Annotated in this window: 14 protein-coding genes; 11 read left to right on the top strand and 3 right to left on the bottom strand. The window is 71.7% G+C overall.

Annotated elements, in window-relative coordinates; all coding sequences use genetic code 11:
• Positions 1 to 135: 135 nt before the first annotated feature.
• Positions 136 to 1,551, bottom strand: coding sequence for a sigma-54-dependent transcriptional regulator (locus ABNQ39_RS13160; protein WP_376957995.1), 1,416 nt, complete (start codon positions 1,549 to 1,551; stop codon positions 136 to 138).
• A 220-nt stretch (positions 1,552 to 1,771) separates the two neighbouring features.
• Between ABNQ39_RS13160 and coaBC the strand changes: the two genes are divergently transcribed.
• From coaBC to ABNQ39_RS13140, 4 genes are all read left to right on the top strand, one after another.
• Entirely contained in the window at positions 1,772 to 3,007 is a 1,236-nt protein-coding gene (gene coaBC / locus ABNQ39_RS13155) for a bifunctional phosphopantothenoylcysteine decarboxylase/phosphopantothenate--cysteine ligase CoaBC (protein WP_376957994.1), read from the top strand.
• Between the two features lie 47 nt (positions 3,008 to 3,054).
• Positions 3,055 to 3,522, top strand: coding sequence for a dUTP diphosphatase (gene dut, locus ABNQ39_RS13150; RefSeq protein ID WP_376957993.1), 468 nt, complete (start codon positions 3,055 to 3,057; stop codon positions 3,520 to 3,522).
• 272 nt (positions 3,523 to 3,794) lie between these two features.
• The gene (locus ABNQ39_RS13145) at positions 3,795 to 7,559 is read left to right on the top strand and encodes an ATP-binding protein (RefSeq protein ID WP_376957992.1); all 3,765 of its coding nucleotides are present in this window, start codon (positions 3,795 to 3,797) and stop codon (positions 7,557 to 7,559) included.
• Between the two features lie 174 nt (positions 7,560 to 7,733).
• A complete protein-coding gene (locus ABNQ39_RS13140; RefSeq protein ID WP_376957991.1) occupies positions 7,734 to 10,028 on the top strand; it encodes a PAS domain-containing sensor histidine kinase in 2,295 nt (764 codons plus the stop codon).
• A 32-nt stretch (positions 10,029 to 10,060) separates the two neighbouring features.
• On the opposite strand, the gene ABNQ39_RS13135 is transcribed toward ABNQ39_RS13140, so the two are convergent.
• Positions 10,061 to 11,098: an NAD(P)/FAD-dependent oxidoreductase gene (locus tag ABNQ39_RS13135; protein ID WP_376957990.1), complete on the bottom strand. Its 1,038-nt coding sequence runs from the start codon at positions 11,096 to 11,098 to the stop codon at positions 10,061 to 10,063.
• Between the two features lie 323 nt (positions 11,099 to 11,421).
• Between ABNQ39_RS13135 and ABNQ39_RS13130 the strand changes: the two genes are divergently transcribed.
• The 7 genes from ABNQ39_RS13130 to trxA all read left to right on the top strand — a co-directional run bounded on the left by ABNQ39_RS13130 (position 11,422) and on the right by trxA (position 21,372).
• A complete protein-coding gene (locus ABNQ39_RS13130; protein ID WP_376957989.1) occupies positions 11,422 to 11,859 on the top strand; it encodes a hypothetical protein in 438 nt (145 codons plus the stop codon).
• Positions 11,860 to 11,914: 55 nt separating this feature from the next.
• Positions 11,915 to 12,400, top strand: a complete 486-nt coding sequence (gene tsaE / locus ABNQ39_RS13125; RefSeq protein ID WP_376957988.1) for a tRNA (adenosine(37)-N6)-threonylcarbamoyltransferase complex ATPase subunit type 1 TsaE — start codon at positions 11,915 to 11,917, stop codon at positions 12,398 to 12,400.
• On the top strand, positions 12,397 to 13,425 hold the full coding sequence (locus ABNQ39_RS13120; RefSeq protein WP_376957987.1) for an aminoglycoside phosphotransferase family protein: 1,029 nt from the start codon (positions 12,397 to 12,399) through the stop codon (positions 13,423 to 13,425). Before tsaE ends, ABNQ39_RS13120 begins: the two co-directional genes overlap by 4 nt.
• A gap of 1 nt (position 13,426) precedes the next feature.
• The gene (locus ABNQ39_RS13115; RefSeq protein ID WP_376957986.1) at positions 13,427 to 14,179 is read left to right on the top strand and encodes a nucleotidyltransferase family protein; all 753 of its coding nucleotides are present in this window, start codon (positions 13,427 to 13,429) and stop codon (positions 14,177 to 14,179) included.
• A gap of 60 nt (positions 14,180 to 14,239) precedes the next feature.
• Positions 14,240 to 17,203, top strand: coding sequence for a double-strand break repair protein AddB (addB, locus tag ABNQ39_RS13110; RefSeq protein WP_376957985.1), 2,964 nt, complete (start codon positions 14,240 to 14,242; stop codon positions 17,201 to 17,203).
• A 175-nt stretch (positions 17,204 to 17,378) separates the two neighbouring features.
• Positions 17,379 to 20,900, top strand: coding sequence for a double-strand break repair helicase AddA (gene addA, locus ABNQ39_RS13105; RefSeq protein WP_376957984.1), 3,522 nt, complete (start codon positions 17,379 to 17,381; stop codon positions 20,898 to 20,900).
• Positions 20,901 to 21,048: 148 nt separating this feature from the next.
• A complete protein-coding gene (gene trxA, locus ABNQ39_RS13100; protein WP_376957983.1) occupies positions 21,049 to 21,372 on the top strand; it encodes a thioredoxin TrxA in 324 nt (107 codons plus the stop codon).
• A gap of 91 nt (positions 21,373 to 21,463) precedes the next feature.
• Here the strand turns inward: trxA and ABNQ39_RS13095 are convergent, their stop codons facing one another.
• Positions 21,464 to 22,318, bottom strand: a complete 855-nt coding sequence (locus ABNQ39_RS13095) for a hypothetical protein (protein WP_376957982.1) — start codon at positions 22,316 to 22,318, stop codon at positions 21,464 to 21,466.
• Positions 22,319 to 22,390 lie beyond the last annotated feature (72 nt).

Raw genomic sequence — 22,390 nt, 5'->3', positions numbered from 1 at the left:
ACCAAGGCGTCGAAGCTTTGTCGAAGGGTATTAGCCCGTTTCTTGACGGATTCCGGGCATGACGTGGATTTTCTTGCCGAAATAAAGGGTTAGATCGAAGCCGGACTGACGCGTCGATCCGGTCGCCAGCCGGGGCTACAGCTTCCCCTCGGCCTGCCAGGCCAGACGCTTGCGGTAGATCGTCGAGGCGCTGATCTGCAACAGGGCGGCGGCGCGCGGAATGTTGCCGTCGCAGGCCGCGATGGCGTCCTCGATGGCGTCCTTCTCGACCTCCCACAGCGGCTTGATGGCGTCGGGGGAGAGCGGGACATGGGGCCGCGGGGCGGCGCCGGCGCCGGCCGGCGCGGCGGCGGCCAGGACCTGCAACGGCTGCGGCGTGCCGAGAGGCGACGGCAGCATCTCGGGCGTCACGGTGTCGCCGTCATGCAGGACCGCGACGATGCGCACGACATTCTGCAATTGGCGGACGTTGCCCGGCCAGTGGTAGTGGCGCAGCGCATGTTCGGTCTGGGGCGAGAAGCGGGTGAAGCCCTTCTTCTCCTCCTTGGCGAACTCGGCCAGATAGTGGCGGGCGATCTCCAGCACGTCGTCCTCGCGCTCGCGCAGCGGCGGCAGATGGATGGGGATGACGTGCAGGCGGTAATAGAGGTCCTCGCGGAACCGTCCCTCCTCCACCTCGCGCAGGGGATCGCGGTTGGTGGCGCAGACGATGCGCAGGTCGACCTTCTCCAGCTTTGAGCCGCCGACGGGGGTGAAGGTCCCGGTCTGGATGAAGCGCAGCAGCTTGGTCTGGAGATCGGGCGCCAGCTCGCAGATCTCGTCCAGGAACAGGGTGCCGCCGTCGGCGCGCGCCGCCGCGCCCTCGCGGTCGGACACCGCCCCGGTGAAGCTGCCCTTCACATGGCCGAAGATCTCGCTTTCCATGAGATCCTTCGGGATGGCGCCGCAGTTGATGGCGATGAAAGGGCGGGCCGCCCGCTGGCTCTGGCGGTGGATCGCCTCGGCGCAGACCTCCTTGCCGGTGCCGGACTCACCGGTGATGAAGACGGTGGCGCGCGAGGAGGCGGCGCTGTCGACGATGCGGTAGACCGCCTGCATCGCCAGCGACGAGCCGATGAAGCCGTGGTAGCGGGCGCGGTTCAGATCCTTCTCGAAGGTGTCGACCAGCTGGGCCAGCCGCAGCCGCTCCATCGCGTTGCGGACCGTCACCACCAGCCGGTCGGCGGAGAAGGGCTTCACCAGGAAATCGTAGGCGCCGTAGCGCATCGCCTCCACCGCCGCCTTCACCGAGCCGTGGGCGGTGATGACGATGACGGCGCAGGGCAGCGCTTGGGCGTCGATGCGTTTCAGCACCTCCATCCCGTTCATGTCCGGCAGCTGCAAATCCAGCAGAACCACCATCGGCGCGCCGCCGTTCAGCTGCGCCAGCGCGTCGGCCCCGGTTTCAACCGAGATGACGGTGTGGGATTCCTTTTTCAGGTATTCCGCGTAGACACGGGCCAGCGAGGGCGTGTCTTCGATCAGCAGGACGGGGATGGAACCTGGCGGCATGCTGTGTGCGACACGCGAAGGTAGGGACGGGACAGCTCCTATTGTCTAACAGATAATTCTGAAAATCCCACCCCTACGCGCATGGGGCAGCCACGAACATATCGAAATCGTCAACGGACCGAATCTGTCGCGGCCCGGCCGCTTGCCGGGGGCGGCGCGATGAACTATCAGCAACGGTCATGAGGCGTCGGGACGACAGCGTCTGAAAGAGGGGGTTCGCATGGCCGATCACGCCATTCTGGCCGGCAAGCGCGTTCTGCTGGTCATCGCCGGCGGCATCGCCGCCTACAAGAGCCTGGATCTGATCCGCCGCCTGCGCGAGCGCGGCGTGACGGTGCGGGCGGTGCTGACCGAGGCCGGCGCCCGCTTCGTCACCCCGTTGTCGGTACAGGCGCTGACCGAGGATACCGTCTACCGCGACCTGTGGTCGCTGACCGACGAGTCGGAGATGGGCCACATCCGCCTGTCGCGCGAGGCCGACCTGCTGGTGGTGGCGCCGGCCACCGCCAACCTGCTGGCGCGGATGGCCGCCGGCATGGCCGACGATCTGGCCGCCACCGTGCTGCTCGCCACCGACAAGCCGGTGCTGGTCGCCCCCGCCATGAATGTGCGCATGTGGCAGCATGCCGCGACCCAGGCCAACATGGCGCTGCTGGAAAGCCGCGGCGTGCGGCGCGTCGGCCCCAATGAGGGCGTGATGGCCTGCAACGAATACGGTCCGGGCCGCATGGCCGAGCCGATGGAGATCGTCGACGCCATCGCCGGCCTCTTCGCACAGGACGCCCACCGGCCCCTGGCCGGACGCCGCGCCATCGTCACCAGCGGCCCGACCCACGAGCCGATCGACCCGGTGCGCTACATCGCCAACCGCTCGTCCGGCAGGCAGGGGCACGCCATCGCCGCGGCGCTGGCGACGCTGGGAGCCGAGGTGACGCTGGTCAGCGGCCCGACCCGCCTGCCCGACCCGGCCGGATGCAGCGTCGTCCATATCGAGACGGCGCGGGAGATGCTGGCCGCCTGCGAGGCGGCCTTGCCGGCCGACATCGCCGTCTGCGCCGCCGCGGTGGCGGACTGGCGCGTCGACGGTGCCGGCGACCGCAAGCTGAAGAAGGACGCGGGCGGCCCGCCCGCCCTGGCGCTGACCGAGAACCCCGACATCCTCGCCACCCTGTCCCGCCCCGGCGACCGCCGCCCGGCCCTGGTCGTCGGCTTCGCGGCGGAGACCGGCGACGTGCTGGCCTATGCCACCGCCAAGCGCGCCCGCAAGGGCTGCGACTGGATCGTCGCCAACGACGTCTCCCCCGGCACCGGCACCTTCGGCGGTAGCGACAACACCGTCCACCTGATCCGTGCCGACGGGGTCGAGTCCTGGCCCACCATGGCCAAGGACGCCGTCGCCGCCCGGCTGGCCGGGGCGGTGGCGGAGCACTTCACCAAGGATTTCAAGGCGGAGTAGCGTCTACCCGGCGCCCGTCCCGCCATCCGAACACGAGGAACCGTTCCATGTCCTCCACCCTGTCGCCCACCGTCGCCTTCCTCCGCCTGCCCGGCAACGACGACCTGCCGCTGCCCTCCTACGCGACCGATGGCGCCGCCGGCTTCGACCTGCGCGCCGCGGTGCCGGCGGACGCCCCCGTCACGCTTGAGCCCGGCAAGCGGGTGCTGGTGCCGACCGGCTTCGCCGTCGGGCTGCCGGCGGGGTGGGAGATGCAGATCAGGCCGCGTTCCGGGCTGGCGGTGAAGAACGGCGTCACCGTGCTGAACACGCCGGGCACCGTCGATTGCGACTATCGCGGGCCGGTCGGCGTCTGCCTGATCAATCTGGGCGAGGAGCCCTTCACCATCGCCCGCGGCGACCGCATCGCCCAGGCGGTGATCGCCCGGGCGCCCCAGGCGGCGCTGGTCGAGGTCGCCTCGCTGGACGAGACCGCACGGGGTGCCGGCGGCTTCGGGTCCACCGGCGTCGCCTGAAAACCCTTCCCTTGACTTATACCAGCGGTTCTTGATCCTGACCTGTCAGGATCAAGGGCTTCGGCGGCATGGGCCGCCGCCGTGCCGGTCGGTACGGATACCAGCGGTCATCATCAATGACCTCTGGTATTAAACCGCCCCCGACTTCGCCCCACCCGTCCTCCGCTTTCTATGGCATGATCGCCCACCCGATAGAGGTAAGTTTGGCGACAGGCGAGGGGGTGGGCATGCGAAGTCCGCGGCTGAACCCGGGGCTGCCCCTGGGGCGGAGCGTGGCGTTCCGCATCCTGGCGGGGTTGACGGTCATCGGCGGGCTGGCCGCGGCGACCAGCGTCGTCGCCGTCTCGCTGTTCTCCCGCTTCCACCAGGGGTACGAGCAGATCGCCACCGCCAAGGTGCCGGGGCTGGTCGCCGCCGCCCAGCTGGTGCAGCAGAGCGGCGCCGTCGCCGCCGTCGCCCCCGCCCTGGTCGCCGCCCAGGACCAGACCGCGCGCGAAGCGGTGATGGCGCGGATGGGCGACCAGATCGTCCGGCTGGAACAGCTGATGGCCCGGCTGATCGCTCATGGCGGCGCCGTGCGCTTCGCCGATCAGGCCGGCGGCACGGAAAACCGCCGCGCCGAAAGCAGCCGGGCAGATTTGGGCGAACTGGACCGCCGCAAGAACGAGCTGGTCGGCACGCTGCTGACCCTGAACGCCCAGGTCCGGCAGCAGCTGGCCCTGACCGCCGAGACCAGCGTCCGCGCCCAGGCGCTGGCCTCCCTGACCGGCCGGCTGGGCGCCGCCGAGTCGCAGGAGGCCGAAGGCACCTGGCAAATGGAACTGCGCGCGGGTCTGCCCGACGCCGAGGCGGCGGAGCGCGGCCGCGCGGCGCTGGAACGCTGGCGCCGCGAGCTGACCGGCGCGGCGACCACCCTGCTGGCGGCGCTGCGCGCCGACCGCGACGGCCAGCTGGACCGTCTCCAGGCCGACACCCGCACCGCGCTGGACAATGCGGCGGAGGCGCTGGCCCTGCTGCCGGCCGAACAGGCCGCCCGGCTGGAACCGTTGCAGCGCGAGCTGGTGGAGCAGGCGTTCGGGCGCTCGCCGCTGTTCTCGCTGCGCGAGGCGGAGCTGTCGCTGCAACGGTCGATCAAGCGGTCGGCCGCACGCAACCAGGCGGTCTCCGACCAGCTGGTCGGCATCGTCTCCGACTATTTCCTGGCGGTGGAGCAGGATGTCGCCCACCGGTCCGGCGAGTTCGAGCGGGTGATCCGCGACGGCGAGCGGGCGGTGATCGCCATGGCCGTGCTGTCGATCCTGGGCGCCGCCGCCATCTTCGCCTACATCCACCGCAATGTGGTGGCGCGGCTGCGCCGCCTGCGCAGCGCCATGCAGGCGGTGGAAACGGCCGGGCCGGCCAAAATGCCGGGCCTGGCTCCGGACCCGATGCCCGATCCGCTGTCCGATCTGGACCTGCCGGCCGCCACCCCGTCCGGCAGCCGGGACGAGATCGGCGAGATGGCGCGCGCGCTGTCCTATTTCGTCACCACCATCCGCGCCCGGGAAAGCGCGCTGGCCGACGGCGAGCGCCGGCTGCGCACCATCCTGGAACAGAGCCCGGTCGGCGTCTCGATCGGCCGCGCCGACGGCACCGTCGCCTTCGCCAACGCCCGCGCCGCCGAGCTGGCCGGCCGGCCGCTGGAGGATTTCGTCGGCAGCCGCCACGCGCTGGCCCTGCCCGGCGCCAGCATCAGCCGGGGCGGCACCGGCCAGGACTGGGAGGCGGAGAGCGGCGGCGTGCTGGTGCGCGATGCCGAGGTGGCGGTCGACCGCCCCGACGGCAGCCGGGTCTGGGCCTTGCAGACGCTCCAGCGCACCAGCTTCGAGGGCGAGCCGGCGGTGCTGGCCTGGAGCTACGACATCACCGCGCGCAAGCAGGCGGAGGAGGCGCTGCGCAGCGCCAAGGAGCAGGCGGAGATCGCCGCCCGGTCCAAGGCGGAATTCCTGGCGACGATGAGCCACGAGATCCGCACGCCGATGAACGGCGTCCTGGGCATGCTGGAGCTGATGGCCCTGACCCCGCTGGACGAGGAGCAGCGCACGCTGGTCTCCACCATGCGCGACAGCGGGGCGGCCCTGCTGCGGATCATCGACGACATCCTGGATTTGTCGAAGATCGAGGCGGGCAAGCTGGAGCTGGAGGAGCTGGAGCTGCGCCCGGCCGATCTGGTGGAGGGGGTGTCCGACCTTCTGGCGCCCCAGGCCCACCAGAAGGGGCTGGCGCTGATCTGCGCCATCGACCGGTCGGTGCCGGAGCGGCTGCGCGGCGATTCCGGCCGGCTGCGCCAGATTCTGTTCAACCTGACCGGCAACGCCATCAAGTTCACCGACCGCGGCCGGGTGGTGCTGCGCGTCGGCACCGCGGCCCCGGACAACGCCGACCCGGTCCGACCCGGCCATGTCCGCCTGCATGTGGCGGTGGAGGACACCGGGATCGGCATCGGGCCGGAGGGGCAGGCCCGGCTGTTCCAGCCCTTCAGCCAGGCCGACAGCTCCACCACCCGCCGCTTCGGCGGCACCGGGCTGGGGCTGGCGATCTGCACCCGGCTGATCGAGCGGATGGGCGGGCGGATCGGCGTCACTTCGGTGCCGGGCAGCGGATCCACCTTCTGGTTCACGGTGGAGCTGCCGCGTGCGCCGGACGCCCTGCCGACACCATCCTCCACACCGCTGGACGGCCTGCCGGTCCTTGTCGCCGACGAGGACGAGGTGCAGCGCGCGGTGCTGGCCTGCTATCTGGAGCAGGGCGGCGCGGCGGTGACTGTCTCCTCCTCGGTGGCCGACGCGGCATCGAAGCTGGGGCGGGGCGGCTTCGGGCTGCTGGTGACGACGACGGCGCTGGCCGGCCGGCTGGACCCGCTGGCCGGTGCCTGCGCTCCGGGATTGCCGCGGCTCCTGCTCGGCGACGGGCGGACGGCAGGCGGCGGGGTGGCGGGCAGTGGAGCGGCAGGCGGCGGGGCGGTCGCCTCTCCCCACACCGTTTCAGGATCGGCGGCCGGACTGGTTCAGCCGGTCCACCGCGCCGCCCTGATCCGCGCCGCGGCCACGCTGACCGGCCGCACGCCGCCGGATGCCGCCGGCGCGGAGCCGGCCGGCCAGCCGCCGGCACGCGGTGCCGATTCCGGTGCCGCGGCGTACGCACCGGCGGACTCGGCCGGCCACGGCCCCATCCTGGTGGCGGAGGACCATCCGACCAACCAGCAGGTCGTGCTGCGCCAGCTGCGCCGTCTCGGCTATGCGGCGGAACTGGCGGCCGACGGCGAGCAGGCGCTGGCGGCCTGGCGCGTCGGCCGGCACCGGCTGATCGTCACCGACTGCCATATGCCGGTGATGGACGGCTATGAGCTGGCCCGCCGCATCCGGGCGGAGGAACGGGACGAGCGGCGGCGCACCTCCATCGTCGCCATGACCGCCAATGCCCTGTCCGGTGAGATGGAGCGCTGTCTGGCCGCCGGGATGGACGACTACCTCGCCAAGCCGGTGACGCTGGCGCAGCTGTCCCAGATGCTGGGCCGCTGGCTGGAGGCCCGCCCCCTGCCGGCGGAAGCATCGGCGGAGGCTCCCGCACCCGCACCGATACCCGCTCCGGCCGCCGTGGAGGAGGCGCTTCCGGTTCTCGACCTCGGCCATGTGCGCGAAACCTTCGGCTGCACGGCGGAGAACGGCTTGGATGACGGCACGCTCGACATGATGGATTTCTTCATCGAGACGACGCGCCCGACGCTGGAGCGGGTGCGGCAGGCGCTCGACTCCGGCGACCGCGAGGAGGCGCGGGCCGCCGCCCATTCGGCCGCCGGGGCGGCGCGGACCGCCGGGGCGAAGGCGCTGGCCGCCGCCTGCACGGCGCTCGAACGCGCCGTCGTCGAGGGGCGCGAAACCGACGCGGCCCGCCATGCCCAGGCCATGGCTGCGGCCTTTCCCGAGGTCGAAAAGGCGATTTGCGCCCTGCGCCACACGAAAGAGACGGTGCCCAGCCCGGAAGAGAGCATGGCGTGACCGGACGTGTCGGAGCGAAATCTACCTTGACGGGAACGGCAATCCGAAAAGACGCAAGGTCGGCGGGTGTCGCTTGTCGGTGGGAAAGGGCTGAACTACTCTGCACATCTTGAATCATTTCGACAGATTCAGCCGGGCAGTTACCAAGCACCGGCAGTCCCGGGGGTGAAGAGCGTGGTCGGTCTCGCTGGCTTCTTTTGGAACAAGGAACCCCGGCGCCAAGCCGATGACGCCGCCACAGACCGCGACCGCTGGCGGGCGATGCTGGCCGCGACCCCGCAGCCCTGGTGCGCCTGGACCGACCGGGGCGAATGCCTTCTGTCCGACGAGGCGGCGGCCCTGCTGGGCATTTCCGATTGCGCGTCATTCGCGGACACCCTGACGGCCCCCGACCTCGGCCCCGCCCTGGCCCGTCTGCGCCGCGACGGCGAGCCCTTCCGCTGCGAGGCGGCGGTCCCCGACGGACGGCGGCTGGTGCTGACCGGCCGGCGCGGGCGGGCGGGCGACACCCACTGCGACGTGGTGTGGATCGAGGATGTGACCGTCGCCCGCGACGCCGCCAAGGATGCCACCCAGCGCCAGGAGCAGGCGGCCGGGGTGGCGCGCTCCCGCCTTGCCGATTTGCAGGCGATGGCCGACGCGCTGCCGCTGCCGGTGTGGATGCGCGACCGCTCGTTACGGCTGTCCTGGTGTAACCGCGCCTATGCCCGCGCCGTGGACGGCGACCCCGACACGGTGGTGGCGGAGGGGCGGGAGCTGACCGCCACCGGCCGGGCGCTGGCCGAACGGGCGCGCAGCGGCGGCTTCGCCCAGTCGGACCGCGCGCCCGTGGTGATCGGCACCGAACGCCGCCTGCTGGAGGTGACCGAGGCGCCGCTGCCGCTGACCGACGGCGGCGGCACGCTGGCGGTCGGCTACGCCCTCGACCTCACCCCGCTGGAGGAGCTGCGCGGCGAGCTGGACCGCCATCTGACCGCCCACGCCGAGGTGCTGGAACGGCTGGGCACCGCCATCGCCATCTTCGGCCCCGACACCCGGCTGACCTTCTTCAACCAGGCCTATGCCCGGCTGTGGGACCTCGACGAGGCGTGGCTGCGCGGCGAGCCGACCAACGCCGAGCTGCTGGAGGAGCTGCGCGCCCGCCGCCGCCTGCCGGAATATGCCGACTACCAGACCTTCAAGCGCGAGCGGCTGACCCGCTACACCCATCTGGTCGAGCCGGTCGAGGAGATGCTGCATCTGCCGGACGGCACCACGCTGCGCCATCTGGCGGCGCCGCATCCGCAGGGCGGGCTGATCACCATCCTGGAGGACGTGACCAACACGCTGGCGCTGGAATCCTCCTACAACACCCTGATGGCGGTGCAGCAGGAGACGCTGGACAATCTGGCGGAGGGCATCGCCGTGTTCGGCGGCGACGGCCGGCTGAAACTGTCCAACCCGGCCTTCGCCCGCATCTGGGATCTGGAGGACGGCGACCTGCATGGCGAACCGCACATCGCCGACGTCATCGAGCGCATGCGCCCGCTGCTGGAGATCGCGGCGGCTGACAGGGGGGCGGACAAGAGCGCCGACAGGCCGGGCGAGGCCGCCACCTGGGAGGCGGTGAAGGAGGAGCTGATCGGCGCCACGCTGGAGCGCAGCGTCCGCTCCGGCCGGGTGGAGCGCAGCGACGGGTCGGTGGTGGAGTTCTCCACCCTGCCGCTGCCCGACGGGGCGGTGCTGAACAGCTATCTCGACGTCACCGACGGCGCCCGGCTGGAGACGGCTCTGCGCGCCTCCAACGCCGCGCTGGAGGCCGCCGACCAGCTGAAGAGCGAATTCATCGCCAACGTCTCCCACCATCTGCGCACGCCGCTGAACGGCATCATCGGCTTCGCCGAGGTGCTGGCGAACCAGTATTTCGGCGAGCTGAACGCCCGGCAGATGGAGTATGTCCGCAGCATGCTGGCGGCCGGCCAGCGCCTGCTGGAGCTGATCGACGACGTGGTCGACCTGACCAGCCTGGGCGCCGGCGTCACCACGCTGGAACGTGGGGCGATCAGCCTGCCCGACCTGCTCGACTCGGTCGCCGGCCTGACCCGCGAATGGGCGCGGCGCGAGGGGCTGCGGCTGGAGGTGGTGGCGCCGGACGCGCTGGGCGAGATGGAAGGCGACGGCAAGCGGCTGAAGCAGGCGCTGTTCACCCTGGTGGTGGGCGCCATCCGCAACCCGCCGCCCGACCGCCGCATCCGCCTTGCCGGCGAGCGGCTGAACGGCAGCATCACCCTGTCGGTCAGCGGCGCGGCCCCGCCCGATGCCGACCCGCAGGGTGCCGCGGCGCTCGGCATCTCGCTGGCCCGCAACGTGATGGAGCTGCATGGCGGCCGGCTGGAACTGGACGAGACCGGCAGCGCCGGCTACCGCAGCGCCCATGTCCGCTGCATCATGCCGGTGCGGGCGCCGGCGAACGGGGTGAGGGCGGGGTGAGAGCCGGATAGGCCCCCGCCCCGCCGGGTTTCCTACGCCGCGCCCGGCACGCCCTTCGAGGTGGAATATTCGAAATGCAGCGCCTCGCCCGGATAGACCAGCGGGCGGATGGCGTGGGCGGCCTGGGCCGCTTCGGCGAAGCCGCAGAGGATCAGCTTCAGCTTGCCGGGGTAGGTCGCGATGTCGCCGATGGCGAAGACGCCCGGCACGTTGGTGCCGCAGCCGGGCTGGGCCACCGCAATGTGGCTGCGCTCCAGATCCAGACCCCAGTCGGCGATGGGGCCGAGATTCATCGACAGGCCGAAGAAGGCCAGCAGGGCGTCGGCCGGCAGCGCCTTTTCCTCGCCGTCCAGCGTGGCGACGCGCACGGCGGTCAGCCGGCCGTCCGCGCCGTCCAGCCCGGACAGCTGATAGGGCACCACCATCTCGACCCGCCCCTCGCGCACCAGCGCTTCCATGCGGGCGACGCTTTCGGGGGCGGCGCGGAACTTCGGGCGGCGGTGGACGACATAGACGCGCTCCGCCACGTCGGCCAGCGAGATGGCCCAGTCGACGGCGCTGTCGCCGCCGCCGGCGATCACCACCTTCTTGCCGGCAAAGTCCTGGCGGCGGCGCACCATGTAGAAGACCGACTTGCCCTCATAGGCCTCCAGCCCGTCGAGCGGCGGGCGGTTGGGGCCGAAGGCGCCGCTGCCGGCGGCGATGACGACCGCCTGGGTGTCGATCTTCGTGCCGATGCTGGTCTCCACCAGCCAGCGCCCGTTGTCCTGGCGGGTCAGCTTTTCCACCTGCTGGCCCAGGTGATAGGTGGGCGAGAAGGGGGCGGCCTGCTCCGCCAGCCGGTCGATCAGGTCGGCCGCCTCGATCGAGGGATGGGCCGGGATGTCGTAGATCGGCTTTTCCGGGTAGAGCGCGGTGCACTGGCCGCCGACCATGTCCAGCGCGTCCACCACATGGCAGCGCATCTTCAGCATGCCGCATTCGAACACGGCGAACAGCCCGACGGGGCCGGCGCCGACGATGACGACATCGGTGGTGAGGACATCGTTGCTGGAAGCGGTCTGCGACATGAAAGCCAATTCCTTGAGACGGGTGCCGGGAGTGAGGATGGGAAAGGGACGATGGGAGAAGGAGGGCGACCCCTTCCATTGTCCGCATTTCCCGGCCGGGTCAACCCCCAGCAAGGGAAAGGCGGTGCTGTGCCGCAAGAGGGGCCGGCCCATGGTCTCGCCAAGGGGCGGAAGGGTCAGAGGTTTTACAATTTTGTATAAATTCGCTTAAATTTGTCGATTGCGCACTGGAGCGTGCAAGGCCGACAGTGGAGAGGTGCGGCGGATGGCCGGGACAGTCGGCCCGGACGCCGGCCTGCACGCCAGTCGGGTGGAGGCCCGGGATGAAGGAACTTCGCTGTCTGGTCTTCACCGACCAGGAGGTCGTGCGGGCCGTGCTGGATCGCCGGCGCCGGGTGAAGGATACGCTGCCGGTCGGCACCGTCTCCAAGGTCGCTTACCACCGTACCGAAGGGCCGGACCAGACCGGCATCGAAACCCGTCTGACCATCACCGACGACGACGGTGCGGTGACCGAACTGGGGTTGCCCGAGGCCGAGGTGACGGCGGCGCTGGTCGGCCACTGCATGGGCCGGCGCATCCCCCTGCCGGTGGCGTCCGACAAGATGCTGCACCTGATCAACGGCGCGCTGACGCTGATGATCACCATGAACTTCAACAAGGCGCCGCGGCTGGTGGTCACCGCCGGAGCGGACGGCGGCGGACCGGGGCCGGCACCGGGCTCCGACCGGCTGTCGCCCAAGCGGCGGATCGGACGCTAACCCACTCTTCTTTCCGGCTTGCGGGCGGGCGGCGGCTTCGCACAGTATCCGCGCCATGCCGGACACTCCCCTCCACACCGTCATCCTCCCCCTGCCCGACGAGGCCGCCACCGCGGCGCTGGGCCGCCGGCTGGGCGCCGTCCTGCGGCCGGGCGACCTCGTGGCCCTGCGCGGCGACCTCGGCGCCGGCAAGAGCGCGCTATCGCGGGCCTTGATCCGCAGCGTCACCCATGAGGACGCCGAGGTGCCGTCCCCCACCTTCACCCTGGTGCAGACCTACGACACCGCCATCGGCCCGGTCTGGCATTTCGACCTCTACCGCCTATCGGGACCGGACGAGGTGTATGAGCTGGGCTGGGACGATGCGCGGGCCGAGGCGGTGGCGTTGGTGGAATGGCCGGACCGGCTGGGTCCGCTGCTGCCGCCCGACCGGGTGGAGGTGACGATGGAGCATGACGGTCCGGACGCCCGCCGCGCCACGCTGACCGGCCATGGCACGCTTTCGGCGCGGGTGGCCGCCGCCGACTGGACGCTGCCATGACGGATGTGACAGCGGCGCGGCAAGCCGAGATCGCCGCCTTCCTGGCCGCCAACGGCCTGTCCGATGCGGTGCGGCAGCCGCTGGCCGGCGATGCCTCCGCAAGGCGCTACGAGCGGCTGCGCAAGGCCGATGGCGGCACGCTGATCCTGGTCGATACGCCCGCCCCGGCCGAGGACCTCGTCCCCTTCATCGCCATCGGCGCCGAACTGGCGGCCATTGGGCTGTCGGTTCCCACCGTGCTGGCGGCGGATGTGGAGCGGGGGCTGGCGATCCAGGATGATTTCGGAAGCGAAACATTCACGCGCCTGCTGGCCGGCGGTGCCGATCCGCAGCCGCTCTATGAAATGGCGACCGACGCGCTGATCGCGATCCACCGCGGCTGGCCGGAGGGGGCAGCGCAACGCCTCGCCCTGCCCATCTACGACCCGGACCTGTTCATCGCCCAGACCCGGCTGTTCCTCGACGCCTATATGCCGGTGGTGCTGGAACAGCCCTTGAGCGACAAGGATCGTTCCGATTTCGATACGGCCTGGCGGGCGGCGCTGGAGCCGGTCTGCGCCGGGGCGCCGTCGCTTCTGCTGCGCGACTACCATGTCGACAACCTGATGCGGCTGGACCGGCCGGGGGCGAAGGCCGCCGGGCTGATCGACTTCCAGAGCGCCGGCTGGGGGCCGCGGGCCTACGACCTCGTCTCGCTGCTGGAGGATGCGCGGCGCGACGTGGCGCCCGCTCTGGCCGAGGCGATGGTCGCGCGCTATCTCGCAGCCTTCCCCGACACCGATGCCGCCGCCTTCCGCCGCGCCATGGCGGTGCTGGGGGCGGTCCGCCACACGCGGATCGTCGCCATCTTCGTCCGTCTGGCGCTGAGCCAGGGGCGGCGGTCCTACCTTGTCCATCTGCCGCGGGTCTGGCGCCTGCTGGAGGCGCAACTGGCGAAGCCGGAGCTTGGGCCGGTCGCCGGCTGGTTCGACCGCCATCTGCCGCCCGCCGCCCGTTCCGCCTTCGTCGTTCCGGAGACGACCTGACATGACCGTGACCATTCCCGATACTGCGCCCCAAACGGCCATGGTGCTGGCCGCCGGCCAGGGCCTGCGCATGCGCCCGCTGACCGACCACCGGCCGAAGCCGCTGATCCCGGTGCTGGGCAAGCCGATGCTGGACCATGCGCTCGACCGGCTGGCCGAGGCCGGCGTCGGCCGCGCGGTGGTGAACAGCCACTATCTGGGCGCGATGATCGGTGAGCATCTGAAGGACCGGACGGCGCCGGCCATCGCCCTGTCGCCGGAGGATACGCTGCTGGAGACCGGCGGCGGGGTGAAGAAGGCCCTGCCCCATCTCGGCACGGCGCCGGTCTATACGGTGAATGCCGACATCTTCTGGCTCGACGGCCCGGTGCCCGCCCTGCGCCGACTGGCCGCGCACTGGAACCCGGCGGAGATGGACGCGCTGCTGCTGATGATGGCGACGACCAAGTCGGTCGGCTATGACGGGCTTGGCGACTATCACATGGACCCGCTGGGCGGGCTGACCCGCCGGGCCGAGCGCGAGCTGGCGCCCTTCGTCTATGCCGGGGTGCAGATCGTCAAGCCGGAGCTGTTCGCGGCGGACACCCCCGACGGCGCCTTCTCCACCAACCTGATCTGGGACCGCGCCCAGGCGGCAGGCCGGCTGTACGGCCTTGCCCATGACGGGCTGTGGTTCCACATCGGCACGCCGGCCGGGCTGAAAGAGGCGGAGGATCTGCTGTCCATCGGCGGCACGCGGGCGGTGGCGCATTGAGGGCCGGGCTGGCGTATACTCAATCGGAAGTGGCCCATCCCCGGAACTGATCGCAGGCTCATGACCCTCCCCAAAGTCTACAGCATCCCCGCGGGCGCGCCCTTCGTCGACATGCTGGCGGCGGGGATCATGGAGCGGGTGGGTGGCGACCCGATGGCCCTGGCCGGGGTCACCGTGCTGCTGCCGACCCGGCGCGCCTGCCGGGCCTTGCAGGCGGCCTTCCTGCGCCGCTCCGGCGGGCAGCCGACGCTGCTGCCGCGGATGGCGCCGCTGGGCGAACTCGATGCCGGCGACCTCAGCCTGACCGAGGAGGAACTGCCCGACGTGCCGCTCGACCTGCCGGAGGCGATCTCGCCCTTGAACCGGCAGATGACGCTGGCGCGGCTGATCCTGGGGGCCGAGGGGCTGTCGGCGACCACGGCGCAGGCGGTGCGGCTGGGCGCCGACCTCGGCCGTCTGATCGACGCGGTGTGGACCGAGCGCGCCGGCTTCGAGAAGCTGGAGTCGCTGGTTCCGGCGGATTATGCCGAGCACTGGCAGGTCACGCTGAAATTCCTGCGCATCATCACCGAGGTGTGGCCTGCCATCCTCGAATCGACCGGCCAGACCGACCCGGCCAAGCGCCGCAATCTGGCGCTGGAGACGCAGGCGGCCCTCTGGCAGGCCGCCCCGCCGCCGGGCATGGTGATCGCCGCCGGCTCCACCGGCTCCATCGTCGCGACGACGGAACTGCTGGCGGTCATCGCCCGGCTGCCGCACGGAGCGGTGGTGCTGCCCGGCCTCGACACCGGGGCCGACGACACGATCTGGGACGCCATCGCAGGGGACGAATCCCATCCGCAGCACGGGCTGTCGCAGTTGATCCGCCTGCTGGAGGTGGAGCGGCACGAGGTGCTGCCCTGGACCGATGCGCCGGAACCGCGCGGTGCCCGCGCCCGCCTGATCGCCGAGGCGATGCGCCCGGCGGCGACCACCGAAGGCTGGCGCGAGTTGTCCGGGGTGGACGCCGCGGCGCTGGACGGGCTGACCCGGATCGACGCCGCCACCTCGGAGGAGGAGGCGCAGGTCATCGCGCTGCTGATGCGCCATGCGCTGGAAACCCCGACGAAGACCGCGGCGCTGATCACCCCCGACCGCAATCTGGGCCGCCGGGTCGCCATGGCGCTGGCGCGCTGGGGCATCCTGGTCAACGATTCCGGCGGCCAGCCGCTCGCCCACACCGCGGTCGGCACCTATCTGCGGCTGACGGCGGAGCTGGCGGCGAGCCGCGTCCATCCGCTGGCCCTGCTGGCGCTCGCCAAGCACCCGATGGCGGCGGGCGGACGCGACTCGGCGGATTTCCGCGCCGCCGCCCGTGCGCTGGAGCGCGTCGTGCTGCGCGGCCCCCGCCCGGCGGAGGGCTTCGACGGCGTGCTGGCGGCGCTGGAACAGGCCGAGCGCTTCGACCATGAGGAGCAGCAGGAGTTCCTGCGCACATGGCTGGTCGACATCGGCCAGCGCGCCGCCCCCTTCCTCGAGGCGCTGGCCGGCGAGACGCCGCTGGCCGACCTCGTGCGCGCCCATGTCGCCTTCTGCGAATCGCTGGCCGCCGACGACGAACTGACCGGGGCGGAGCGGCTGTGGCGCCAGGACGACGGCGAGGAGGCGGCGCGCTTCATCCACGACCTGCTCGATGCCGCCGACGGCTTCCCGGCGATCCCGGCCAAGGATTACCCGGCCCTGCTCGACGCGCTGATGAGCGCGCGGGCGGTGCGTCCCCGCTATGGCCTGCACCCGCGCCTGTTCATTCTGGGTCCGATGGAGGCGCGCCTCCAGCATCTCGACCTGACCATCCTGGGCGGGCTGAACGAGGGAACCTGGCCGCCGGCCGCCTCCGCCGACCCCTGGATGTCGCGGCCGATGCGGCGCGATTTCGGCCTGCCCAGCCCGGAACGGCTGGTCGGCATGTCGGCCCACGACTTCGCCCACGCCTGCGGCGCGCCGCAGGTGGTGCTGACCCGCGCGGCACGGGTGGAGGGCACGCCGACCGTGCCGTCGCGCTGGCTCCTGCGGCTGGAAACCGTGCTGAAGGCGCTGGATCTGGACGGCGTGATCGAGGAGCGCGGGGCCTGCTGGCTCGGCTGGGCGCGCGAGCTGGACGAGCCGGACCGCGTGCAGCCGGTGGCGGCGCCGGAGCCGCGCCCACCGCTGGCCGCCCGGCCGCGCAAGCTGTCGGTGACCGAGATCGAGACCTGGATGCGCGATCCCTACGCCATCTATGCCCGCCACGCCCTGCGGCTGCGCGCACTCGACCCCATCGCCGCCGATCCGGGCGCGTCGGACCGCGGCCAGATCATCCACGACACGCTCGACGCCTTCGTCCGCGAGCATCCCGGACTGCTGCCGCATGACGCGCTCAACCGGCTGATCGCGCTGGGGCGCGAACGCTTCGGCCCGCTGCTGCGCAGTCATCCCGACGTCTGGGCCTTCTGGTGGCCGCGCTTCGAACGCGTGGCCGGCTGGTTCGTCGATCTGGAGCGCGAGCGCCGCCCCCGCATCCGCCCGCTGGCGACCGAAGTGCCGGGCCGGCTGGAGCTGTCCGGCCCCGGCGGCCCCTTCGCCCTGACCGCCAAGGCCGACCGCATCGACCGCGGCCCCGACGGGCTGGTGGTGATCGACTACAAGACCGGCACCCCGCCGAGCGCGCGGGAGATCGAGCTTGGCTTCGCCCCGCAGCTGCCGCTAGAGGCCGCCATCGCCGCGGCCGGCGGCTTCAGCGGGGTGGACAAGGGCGCGGTGGCCGAGCTGACCTTCTGGCGCCTGTCCGGCGGCGATCCGGCCGGCGAGGAGAAGCCGGTGAAGGGCGACCCGGCGTCCCTGGGCGAGGAGGCGCGGGCCGGTCTGGAGGCGCTGATCGCGCAGTTCGACGACCCGAACACGCCCTACCGCTCCCGCCCACGGCCGGCGATGGCGCCGCGCTATACGGACTATGCGCATCTGGCCCGCGTCCAGGAATGGTCGTCGGGCGGCGGGGAGGGCGAGTGATGGGGTTCGCTCGATCCGGGGACAATCTCCCTCTCCCCCCCGGGGAGAGGGTCGGGGTGAGGGGGAAGCGTGGCGTGCCTGCCCCAAAGTTCCTGCGGTGCATCCCCCTCACCCTAACCCTCTCCCCAGGGGGGAGAGGGGATAAACGCCTGCCCCGGCACCGGAAGCATCGCCCATGACCATGACCGACCTGTCCCCCCGCACCCTACCGCTCGATCCCAATGTGGCGCAGCGGCGGGCGTCCGATCCGACGGCGTCGGTCTGGGTCGGGGCCTCGGCCGGCTCGGGCAAGACCAAGGTGCTGACCGACCGGGTGCTGCGGCTGATGCTGTCGGGCACGCCGCCGGCGCGCATCCTCTGCCTGACCTTCACCAAGGCCGCCGCGGCGGAAATGGCGATCCGCATCAACCGGACGCTCGGCCTGTGGGCCACCCTGCCCGACGACGCGCTGGAGGACCGGCTGGCCGACCTGTGCGGCGAGCGGCCGTCGATGGAGGCGCGGCTGAACGCAAGGCGGCTGTTCGCCCAGGTGGTGGACTGCCCCGGCGGCATGAAGATCCAGACCATCCACGCCTTCTGCCAGTCGCTGCTGCGCCGCTTCCCGCTGGAAGCCGAACTGGCGCCGCATTTCGACGTGATGGACGACCGCACCGCCGACGGGCTGCTGACCGAGGCGCGCGACGCCGTGCTGCATGCCGGCCGCACCGAGCCGGACAGCCCGCTCGGCCGTGCCATGGGCCGGCTGACCGGCGAGCTGAACGCCGAGGATTTCGCCGGGCTGCTGGCCGAGCTGGCGAGCCAGCGCGGGCAGGTGGAGAAGCTGTTCGAGCGTTTCCACGGGCTGGACGGTCTGATCGACGCCATCCACGACACGCTCAAGGTGCCGCCTGGCGTGACCGAGGAAACGATCCTCACCCATGCCTGCCATGACGACCAGTGCGAGCCGCCGGCCCTGCGCGAGGCCTGCCGGGCGCTGTCGGGCGGCAGCGCCAGCGACCAGGAGCGCGGCATCGCCATCCAGCACTGGCTGGACGCCGCCGACCGCCGGGTCCGTGCCTTCGAGGCCTACAAGCGCCTGTTCCTGACCGCGGAAGGCAGCCCGCGCAAGACGCTGATGACCAAGAAGCCGGCCACCGCCTACCCGCAGGCGCTGCTCTCCCTGCAAAAGGAGGCAGAGCGGCTGGTCGAGATTTCGGAGCGGGTCAAGGCCGCCGGGGTCGCCGCCTCGACCACCGCCCTGCTGACGCTGGCGCAGGCGATGCTGGAGGCCTACCGCGAGCGCAAGGCGGCCCGCGCCCTCTTGGATTACGACGATCTGATCCTGGCGGCCAACCGGCTCTTGAGCGGCAAGGACGGCACGCCGCGGGTACCCTGGGTGCTGTACAAGCTGGACGGCGGCCTGGACCACATCCTGATCGACGAGGCGCAGGACACCAACCCCGACCAGTGGGCCATCGTCGCCTCGCTGGCCGGCGAGTTCTTCGTCGAGCTGGAGGCCGCCGCCCCCGACGGCAAGATCCGCACCGTCTTCGCCGTGGGCGACGAGAAGCAGTCGATCTTCAGCTTCCAGCGTGCCGATCCCGCCGAATTCGCCCGCATGCGCCGCCATTTCCAGGACAAGGCGGAGGTGGCGCAACGGACATGGGCGGGGGTAGACCTCGACATCTCCTTCCGCTCGACCTCGGCGGTGCTGGAGACGGTGGACGCCGTCTTCGCGCTCGACCATGCCCGCGACGGCGTGGCGTCGGACGCCAGCCCCGTCATCCGCCACCGCGCCTTCCGCCGCGGGCAGGCCGGGCTGGTCGAGCTGTGGCCGCCGGTGAAGCCGGCGGAGGCCATCGAGACTCCGGCCTGGGCGCCGCCGGTGGCGCGCGAGACCGCCGACTCGCCGTCGGCCCGTCTCGCCTCGGTCATCGCGGCGACGGTGCACCGCTGGATCGACGGCGGCGAGACGCTGGTGGCCAAGGGCCGGCCGGTGCAGCCCGGCGACGTGATGGTGCTGGTCCGCCGCCGCACCGCCTTCGTCACCGAACTGGTCCGCGCGCTGAAGGACCGCGGCGTGCCGGTGGCCGGCGTCGACCGCATGGTGCTGACCGAGCAGCTCGCCGTCATGGATCTGGTGGCGCTGTCCGACTTCCTGCTGCTGCCCGACGACGACCTGACGCTCGCCACCGTGCTGAAGGGGCCGCTGATCGGGCTGACCGAGGAGGCGCTGTTCCGCGTCGCCCATGGCCGGCGCGGCACGCTGTGGCGCTCGCTGGTGGCGCTGGCGGAGACGGAACCGGACTTCCGCCCGGCCCGGCGCTATCTCGGCGACCTGCTGGCGCGCACCGACTTCTCGGCGCCCTATGAGCTGTTCGCCGGCCTGCTGAACCGGCCCTGCCCGGCCGACGGCCGGTCGGGGCGGCGCGCGATCCTGAAGCGGCTCGGCCCCGACGCCCAGGACCCGCTGGAGGAGTTCCTGGCCGTCTGCCTCGCCTTCGAGAAGACCGAGCCGCCGTCCCTGCAGAATTTCCTGGCCTGGCTGGCGGCCAGCGACGCCGAGATCAAGCGCGAGCTGGAACAGGGCGGCGGCACCGTGCGGATCATGACCGTCCACGGCTCCAAGGGGTTGCAGGCGCCCATCGTCTTCCTGCCCGACACGCTGGGCAGCCCGACCCAGAGCCCGCCGATCCTGTGGCCGGACGACGACTGCCCGGTGCCGCTGTTCGCCGCCCGGCGCAGCCAGGAGGACGGGCTGTGCGCCGAGGCGCGGGCGCGGGCCAACCGGCGGCGCGACCAGGAATACCGCCGGCTGCTCTATGTCGCGCTGACGCGGGCCGAGGACCGGCTCTACATCTGCGGCCACCAGGGCAAGCGCGAACCGTCCGACGATTGCTGGTACCGGCTGGTCGAGGAGGCGATGCGCGACAACGGCGTGCAGCATCCCTTCGACTTCACCGGCCTCTGCCCCGACGGCTGGGCGGGCGAGGGCTGGCGGCTGGTCGGCGCCCAGACCGCCGTGGTGCCGCGCCATGTCGAGACCGAGGAGAGCGCCGCCGCCGAGCCGCCGCCGCCCTGGATCGGCGAACCGCCGCCGGGCGAGCCGGAACCGTCGCGCCCGCTGACCCCGTCGCGGCCCGACGGCGAGGAGCCGGCGGTGCGCTCGCCGCTCGGCAACGACGACGGCCAGCGCTTCCGCCGCGGCCTGCTGGTCCACCGGCTGTTGCAGACGCTGCCCAACCTGGCCGAGGCGGCGCGGGAGGCCGCCTGCCGCCGCTTCCTCGCCCGCCCGGCGCACAAGCTGACGCCGGAGCAGCAGGATGCCATCGCGCGGGAGACGCTGGCGGTGCTGAGCCATGCGGAGTTCGCGCATCTGTTCGGCCCCGGCTCGCGGGCGGAGGTGCCGCTGATCGGCGTGGTGGCGCTCGGCGACGGCAGCCGGGCGCTGGCCGGCCGCATCGACCGGCTGGCGCTGACCGGGGATACGGTGTGGATCGTCGACTACAAGACCAACCGGCCGCCGCCGCGGGATCTGGAAGACGTTCCAATGGTTTACCGGCGCCAGATGGCGGCCTACCGCGAGGCGTTGCGCGCGGTCTATCCGGGGCGGCGGGTGCGTTGCGTGCTGCTGTGGACCGACGGTCCCTACACCATGGAGCTGCCGCCCTCGGTGATGGACGCGGCGGCGGCCGGACTGGCACCCAGGGTGGGGTGAGGAGCGGCCGGCGGCTCACCCGAAAGATGGGGTGACTTGACCGGCCGGGCGCCTCCGCCCTACATTTTGCTCAATTCCACTGACGGGGCGATGGCCGCCGGCCTTTCACAACCGGTCCGCGGCGCTTCCGAATCCAGCACGAGGTCACATGAGCACCACCATCAAGGTTACCGACGACAACTTCGAGCAGGACGTCCTGAAGGCCGGCGGCCCGGTCCTGGTCGATTTCTGGGCGGAATGGTGCGGGCCCTGCAAGATGATCGCCCCGGCGCTCGACGATCTGGCCGGCGAGTATGCCGGCAGGGTCACCGTCGCCAAGCTGAACATCGACGAGAACCCGGACACCCCGACCAAGTATGGCGTGCGCGGCATTCCGACGCTGATGCTGTTCAAGGGCGGCAGCGTCGCCGCCACCAAGATCGGCGCCCTGCCCAAGGGCGCCCTGTTCCAGTGGGTCGATTCGGTCCTGTAAGCGGCCCAACCGGTCGCTGTTAAGAAAAAGCCCCGCCCGCGGTCACCGCGGCGGGGCTTTTTCTTTTGGAGGCCGTAGGGGGAATCCCCCCTCACTGCACCTTCTTTTCCTTCGCCTTGTCCTTGCCGGCATCCCCCGCGACCTCCGCGGTGCGGGCGAGGTTGTCGGCGGCGGCGCGGCCCCATTCGCTGTCGGGGGCGACGCGGCGGGCCAGCGACCAGTCGTCGCGCGCGGCCCCCAGATTGCCGCCCAGCGCCTTGACGTTGCCGCGCAGCAGGATCGCCTCCGGATCGCCGGGCTTCAGCTCCAGCGCCTGGTCGATGTCGGCCAGCGCCTGCCGGTAGTTGGACAGCGCCTTCTGCGCGCTCGCCCGGTAGAGGTAGGCGTCGGCCCGCTTCGGGTCGCGGGTCAGCGCCGCATCCAGATCGGCGACGGCATCCCAGAAGCGCTCCCCCTCCGCACGGGCGAAGGCGCGGTCGATCAGCAGGTCGACGTCGCCCGGCGTCTTGTCGAGCGCGGCGCTGTAGAGCCGCTCCGCCCGCCCCTGGTCGCCGGCCCGCAGCCATGCCCAGCCGGCGCGGCCGAGCAGCGAGGCGGCGGCCCTGGGATCGTCCTTGCCCAGCGTCGGCACCAGCGCCTCCATCTGGGCGCCGGCCGCCTTGAAGTCGCCGGCATGGAACAGCGCCAGCGCCTCGCAGAGCTTCGCGGAGTCGCCGCCACCCTGCTGCTGCCAGCGCCTGGCGTCGGCCATGGCGGCGTCCGGGTTTGCCTCCGCCTTGGCGGCGCAGGCCTGAAGCTCGCGGTTGCGGTCGAGGGTGGAGGGCTGTCCGGAGGATGAAGGCCCGGAAGATGAGGGCCCGGCCTGGGCGGCCGGCAGGGGGGCCGGCACGGCGGCGAGAAGCCCAAGCGCGAGAGCGCCGGAAAGGTAAAGATTGCGTCGGGTCATGGTGCCTTTACACTCCGCCATCGCCGGGCGGGGCGCAAGTCCGCAGGCCCGGTCCCGGTGTTACACAGTTCG

Source organism: Azospirillum sp. A26 (assembly GCF_042604635.1).
GTDB lineage: Bacteria > Pseudomonadota > Alphaproteobacteria > Azospirillales > Azospirillaceae > Azospirillum > Azospirillum palustre.
This window is presented reverse-complemented; position numbering and strand designations above follow the sequence as displayed.

Bases quoted from the DNA above. Each gene is read 5' to 3' on its own strand.
- dut (WP_376957993.1), top strand. From the start codon at position 3,055: ATGTCCTCCACCCTGTCGCCCACCGTCGCCTTCCTCCGCCTGCCCGGC.
- tsaE (WP_376957988.1), top strand. From the start codon at position 11,915: ATGCCGGACACTCCCCTCCACACCGTCATCCTCCCCCTGCCCGACGAG.
- ABNQ39_RS13130 (WP_376957989.1), top strand. From the start codon at position 11,422: ATGAAGGAACTTCGCTGTCTGGTCTTCACCGACCAGGAGGTCGTGCGG.
- ABNQ39_RS13135 (WP_376957990.1), bottom strand. From the start codon at position 11,098: ATGTCGCAGACCGCTTCCAGCAACGATGTCCTCACCACCGATGTCGTC.
- ABNQ39_RS13095 (WP_376957982.1), bottom strand. From the start codon at position 22,318: ATGACCCGACGCAATCTTTACCTTTCCGGCGCTCTCGCGCTTGGGCTT.
- ABNQ39_RS13120 (WP_376957987.1), top strand. From the start codon at position 12,397: ATGACGGATGTGACAGCGGCGCGGCAAGCCGAGATCGCCGCCTTCCTG.
- addA (WP_376957984.1), top strand. From the start codon at position 17,379: ATGACCATGACCGACCTGTCCCCCCGCACCCTACCGCTCGATCCCAAT.
- addB (WP_376957985.1), top strand. From the start codon at position 14,240: ATGACCCTCCCCAAAGTCTACAGCATCCCCGCGGGCGCGCCCTTCGTC.
- trxA (WP_376957983.1), top strand. From the start codon at position 21,049: ATGAGCACCACCATCAAGGTTACCGACGACAACTTCGAGCAGGACGTC.
- ABNQ39_RS13160 (WP_376957995.1), bottom strand. From the start codon at position 1,551: ATGCCGCCAGGTTCCATCCCCGTCCTGCTGATCGAAGACACGCCCTCG.
- ABNQ39_RS13115 (WP_376957986.1), top strand. From the start codon at position 13,427: ATGACCGTGACCATTCCCGATACTGCGCCCCAAACGGCCATGGTGCTG.
- coaBC (WP_376957994.1), top strand. From the start codon at position 1,772: ATGGCCGATCACGCCATTCTGGCCGGCAAGCGCGTTCTGCTGGTCATC.